The 5,009-nt window shown below is 36.3% G+C and carries 7 protein-coding genes; 5 read left to right on the forward strand and 2 right to left on the reverse strand.

Translation table 11 applies throughout. The features are described from left to right. Positions 1–140 precede the first annotated feature (140 nt). On the reverse strand, positions 141–518 hold the full coding sequence (locus tag H5116_RS19900; protein WP_004588890.1) for a MerR family transcriptional regulator: 378 nt from the start codon (positions 516–518) through the stop codon (positions 141–143). Between the two features lie 42 nt (positions 519–560). Beyond that, a complete protein-coding gene (locus tag H5116_RS19905; protein WP_004588889.1) occupies positions 561–950 on the reverse strand; it encodes a Cd(II)/Pb(II)-responsive transcriptional regulator in 390 nt (129 codons plus the stop codon). A gap of 77 nt (positions 951–1,027) precedes the next feature. On the opposite strand from H5116_RS19905, the gene H5116_RS19910 reads away from it, so the two are divergent. From H5116_RS19910 to H5116_RS19930, 5 genes are all read left to right on the forward strand, one after another. Continuing rightward, complete coding sequence (locus H5116_RS19910; RefSeq protein ID WP_004588888.1) at positions 1,028–1,642, forward strand: cation transporter; 615 nt, start codon at positions 1,028–1,030, stop codon at positions 1,640–1,642. A gap of 55 nt (positions 1,643–1,697) precedes the next feature. Then, positions 1,698–2,429 (forward strand): transglutaminase family protein, encoded by a 732-nt coding sequence (locus tag H5116_RS19915; RefSeq protein WP_004588887.1) that lies wholly within the window; start codon positions 1,698–1,700, stop codon positions 2,427–2,429. Beyond that, the gene (locus H5116_RS19920; RefSeq protein WP_004588886.1) at positions 2,416–3,318 is read left to right on the forward strand and encodes a cation diffusion facilitator family transporter; all 903 of its coding nucleotides are present in this window, start codon (positions 2,416–2,418) and stop codon (positions 3,316–3,318) included. The genes H5116_RS19915 and H5116_RS19920 overlap by 14 nt, the downstream gene beginning before the upstream one ends. Positions 3,319–3,373: 55 nt before the next feature. Then, complete coding sequence (locus H5116_RS19925; protein WP_004588885.1) at positions 3,374–3,724, forward strand: hypothetical protein; 351 nt, start codon at positions 3,374–3,376, stop codon at positions 3,722–3,724. 83 nt (positions 3,725–3,807) lie between these two features. After that, positions 3,808–5,009, forward strand: a 1,202-nt coding sequence (locus H5116_RS19930) for a TolC family protein (protein WP_039588151.1), incomplete at its 3' end; no start/stop codon positions are given.

Raw genomic sequence — 5,009 nt, forward strand, 5'->3', positions numbered from 1 at the left:
GACCTTAATGCAGGGAAGCAGGCCGTGCCGCTAGCCAAACGCCACTAGAGCCTACTCTGTCTAATATTTTATTTATCATTTGAAAGTCTATTGGTTGATATTACCATCATTCTAAACTCCGTATACAAGTACGGAGTCAATCATTTTAATGAGTCAATTATGGGGCAATGTGTTGGATCTTCGTTTTGCATACAGGTATTTGTCATACCCACAATTACTTTCTCTAAACGTTGAAGGTCATTAATTTTGTCTCGAATGATTGCTAACTTTTGTCGGTTTAATAGCTCAACTTGAGCGCAGTTGCTGTCCATAGACATTAGCGATTTTATTTCTCTTAACGTAAAGCCGAGCGCTTTGGCTTTTGTGATAAACCTAAGTTGTCCTGCTATTGATTCGTCATATTGTCTATAACCAGATATTGGTTTTTCAGGTTGTGTAATCAGTCCTTCTCGTTCATAAAAACGAATGGTTTCTACATTTAAATTTAATGATTGTGCTAATTTGCCAATGGTTTTCATTATTGCCTTTGTGAATACTACTAATCTAAAGTTATATTTAGTTCAACTATCTAATGACTTGATAATGCCACAGACTTCAATTGTACCGTCAGACCCGCAAGAGCTTGCCATTAGTTTTAACTCTTTTTTGAGTGCATTCAATTCCTTCATTCGTTGATTAACTAAAGTTAGTTGCCGATCAATTAATGCATTTACACTAGAGCAACTCTCCTCTGGCTTGTTTTTTAATTCAATGAGTCGCTTAATATCATTAAGCGGAATATCTAAACTTCGACAATGCTTTACGAACTCTAGCTCTTTAAATGCCTTATTAGAATACAACCTGAAATTCCCTTCAGTGCGATCAGGATCTGACAGCAAGCCCTCCTTTTCATAATATCGGATGGTTTGTACTGAATACCCCGATGTTTTCGATAACTCACCAATTTTCATAAAATTTCCAAATAAACTTGACCCTATAGTCACTATAGGATTTATAGTTAGAGCATACAAGTTAATCGGAGATGAAAATGAGCGATTGTGGGTGTGAAGTTGAGCTAAAAGATAACCAGCAAAAAACGGTGCTTTATTGGCTTCTGGCTATCAATGCCTCGATGTTTGTTTTTGAAATTGGCTTTGGTTGGTTATCAGAATCAACGGCTTTAATTGCAGATTCGTTAGACATGCTAGCGGATGCAATCGTCTATGCAATTGCACTATACGCGGTGGGAAAGTCAATCCAACATAAGGCTAATGCTGCTTTAGTGAGTGGCTATTTCCAACTGGGGTTAGGCGTGCTAATTCTAATGGATATTGCTAGAAGGCTGTATGGTGAAAGTGAGCCTCACTCTTGGTTTATGATTGGCGTAGGCATGGTTGCTTTAGTTGCAAATGTGATTTGTCTCATCCTTATTCGAAAGCACAACAACGATGAAGTACATATGAGAGCTAGCTGGATATTTTCAGCGAATGATGTAATTGCAAATCTTGGTGTCGTTATCGCAGGCATACTCGTTATGGTGCTGAAACAGCGTTGGCCTGATATCGTCATTGGTAGCATCATTTCAATGTTAATTCTTCGAGGCGCTTACCGAATACTAAGCGATGCTAAACAAGAATTAGCTGTTGCTGAGAAAACACGTTAAACACCAAATGAAGATAAACAATCAACCTTTGGTTGTTCAAAGTAAGGAAACATCAATGAATAGCAAATATCTAGAAAAAACCAAGATAGTAAATTTTGAACACTCTACAATTCAATCATTAATTTCTGAGCGTAATTGGCAAGAACTCGATGACTTCAACAAAATTGGTGCAGCCTACCAATTTGTTAAAGATGAAATATTATTTGGTTACAATGAGAGTGATGATATTTCAGCAAGCAGTGTTTTAGCCGATGGTTACGGACAATGCAATACCAAGGGTAACTTGCTGATGGCTTTGTTACGAGGATTAGGTATTCAATGTCGTTTTCACGGCTTTACTATTGAGCAGCGATTACAAAAAGGAGCTATTCCAACTTATGTATTTTGGTTAGCACCTAAATATATCATTCATAGTTGGATTGAAGTTTATTTCAAGGATCGTTGGATAAACTTAGAAGGCTTTATATTAGATGAACAATATTTAAGTTCACTACAGCACAAATTTAGTCAAATAAAAAACGAATTTTGTGGTTATGGTGTTGCAACAAAGTGTTTCTCTTCGCCAGATACAGATTGGCGTGGTCAAGATACCTATATACAAAAAGAAGGTATTCATGATGATTTTGGTGTTTATAATTCCCCTGATGAGTTTTATCTCGAAAAAGGAACTAACTTATCAGGAATCAAACGTTGGATGTATCAACGAGTGATCCGTCACTTTATCAATTTTAACGTAGTCAATGTAAGAAATTTAAAAGTTCTTGAGGTGGAAAATGCACAATCATAGCCATAGCCATTCGCATGGAAAAGACGACCGTATAGGTTGGACATTTTTCCTTAATGTTTCATTTACTATTATCGAATTTATTGGTGGTTGGCTAACCAACAGTACCGCTATTATGGCTGATGCTGTACATGACCTGGGTGACAGTTTATCTATAGGATTCGCTTGGATACTGAGTCGTTTCTCGGATAAAGAAGCATCCGATAGATTTAGCTATGGCTATCGTCGTCTTACCCTGTTTGGCGCATTAATTAACAGTATTGTATTAGTTATTGGTTCTGTCTGGGTGCTATTTGAAGCAATACCAAGATTATCTAATCCTGAAATGCCAATGGCTGAAGGAATGTTGGGTCTTGCATTACTTGGGGTTGCTGTTAATGGGTATGCAGTATTTAAACTAAAAGCGGGTAAAACGCTGAACGAAAAAGTACTTACGTGGCATTTGCTTGAAGACGTACTTGGCTGGGTTGCAGTCCTAATTGTTTCTATCGTGCTGCTTTTTGTAGATCTACCAATATTAGATCCTTTGCTTTCTATAGGCTTTACACTGTTTATATTGTTTAACGTTTTGAAAAACCTGAAAACAACATTGGCACTATTTCTTCAAGCTACACCTGATGAAGAAGTGCAGAATAATATTGAAAAAGCGATAAAGGCTATACCTGAAATTAATGGGATTCATCATATGCACTTTTGGTCATTAGACGGGGAAAGTCACGTATTAACTGCTCACCTAGAGTTAGCCCATAACTTTGAGGTTGATAAATTAATTAGGCTAAAACAACAAGTGGCTAAGGAACTTTCTTCTTATAATTTATCTCATACAACCATTGAGTTTGAGTTTCCTCAAGAAACTTGCCGTGACGAGCATGAAAAACATGCGCATGGCTAGTTTAGAAAACCTTTTTTTGATATTATAATTTTTCATATTTAAGTAGGTGTTTATTTTGAAATTCAATGTTGCGTTAAAAATACTATTAGTCGTTTCGATTGTTTTGCAATCGTTAACTGCTGTTGTATCCGCAACACCTGAGAATCACCAAATAGATATAGAGCACCTTCAAATTCAACATGATCATGCAGATGATCGAAATGTCTCAAATGATAATGTAGGTGATGAGCAGCATAATGAAAAAGATTGTCATCACTGCGGACATTGCAGTGGCAGCCACTTATCTTGGATTTTAGTCAGTAATTCAAATACCACGGGCAAACTAAACATTATCAATAAAACGCCTTATCAAATTGATCAAACAAGTACCTTTCTTGAAGCGATACTTCGTCCGCCCATTTCTTAATTAGATTAATTTTTAATGACCTATTTATCCTTTAATAATGGATAAAGGTTTCGTGTTTATTAATTTTAAAATTAAGAATTTTTATGTATATATATTTAAAAAATGCAGGTTTAGTCCTGTCTTTATGTATGGCTGTGAGTTTTTCAGTTGCCACTTATGCCAAACAGAAAAGTATTTCATGGCTAGATAGTCAAATAAATAAAGATCCCGAAGTTGTTGCGGCTAAAGAGTTACTTAATGCAAGTAATCATAGAGCCAAGAGCTTAACTAAAGCCGTATATAACCCAGAGCTTGAAGCAAGCTATGAAAAAGAGGGTGATTTTGATAATTATTCTATTGGTATCAGTCAAACGATTGATTTTTGGGATAAGCAATCAGCAAATAAAAGCATTGGTGAAATTGGTGTTTATGCAAACCAGCAACAATTGTTATCTCTACTCGATTCTAAAAAGGCTAACGCTTTAACTGCAATAGTTAATTGGCAAGCAGCAAAAAAGGTGGCTCAGTTACTTTCAGTAAGAGAAAATCAATTACAAACGCTCGTTGGAATTATTGAAGATAAGCGAAAAGCAGGACTTTTAGAGCCACTTGACGCTGAACTGGTTTATTTAAACTTGTCCCAAGTTTTCAGTGAAATATCTGAGTCGCAAATTGCTTTGAAAAATGCAGAGGTAAATGTTCAGGAGTTATTGCCTGATTGGACGCCTAATACTACCAATTTGTTTTCATTTACTTTTGGAGCAACAAACTATTCATTTAACTCTCAGTGGGTTGAGGAACATCCAAAAGTTAAACTCGCTAGAGCGCAATGGAAGATAAAACAATCTAAAGCTCAACTAACCACTATGGAATCTAAAGCCAATCCAACCATTGGAGTTAACGCAGGGAAAAGTGGAGATGAAGACTTGATTGGCGTGACTTTCTCAATGCCTTTAAATATCAGAAATAACTATTCAGATACTGTTAAAGCCGCTTATTCAGAAGCAATTGCAGCAGAGGCTAACTTTCGGTCGGTTTATCGAAAGCAGTCATTTGAAGCAAAAGCTAATTATGAATCGCTTATTGTCAGTAAAAAATATTATGAGCAATGGCAAAAACTGACAAAAGGCAGATTAGATAGCAGCGAAAACTTATTAAATAAGCGCTGGGAAGCTGGTGACATTAATACTTCTGACTACTTACTTGCATTAAATCAACGTGCGGAAGGGCTTCATGCAGGAATACGTTTGGAAAATCAATTCAAGCTTGCAGAAATATCCTTCATTTTAAGTATGGGTCAGTTATC

Source organism: Pseudoalteromonas sp. SG45-2 (assembly GCF_014164115.1).
Taxonomy (GTDB): domain Bacteria; phylum Pseudomonadota; class Gammaproteobacteria; order Enterobacterales; family Alteromonadaceae; genus Pseudoalteromonas; species Pseudoalteromonas distincta.

Coding starts and splice junctions, on each gene's coding strand:
- H5116_RS19900 (WP_004588890.1), bottom strand. CDS start 518: ATGAAAACCATTGGCAAATTAGCACAATCATTAAATTTAAATGTAGAA.
- H5116_RS19905 (WP_004588889.1), bottom strand. CDS start 950: ATGAAAATTGGTGAGTTATCGAAAACATCGGGGTATTCAGTACAAACC.
- H5116_RS19910 (WP_004588888.1), top strand. CDS start 1,028: ATGAGCGATTGTGGGTGTGAAGTTGAGCTAAAAGATAACCAGCAAAAA.
- H5116_RS19915 (WP_004588887.1), top strand. CDS start 1,698: ATGAATAGCAAATATCTAGAAAAAACCAAGATAGTAAATTTTGAACAC.
- H5116_RS19920 (WP_004588886.1), top strand. CDS start 2,416: ATGCACAATCATAGCCATAGCCATTCGCATGGAAAAGACGACCGTATA.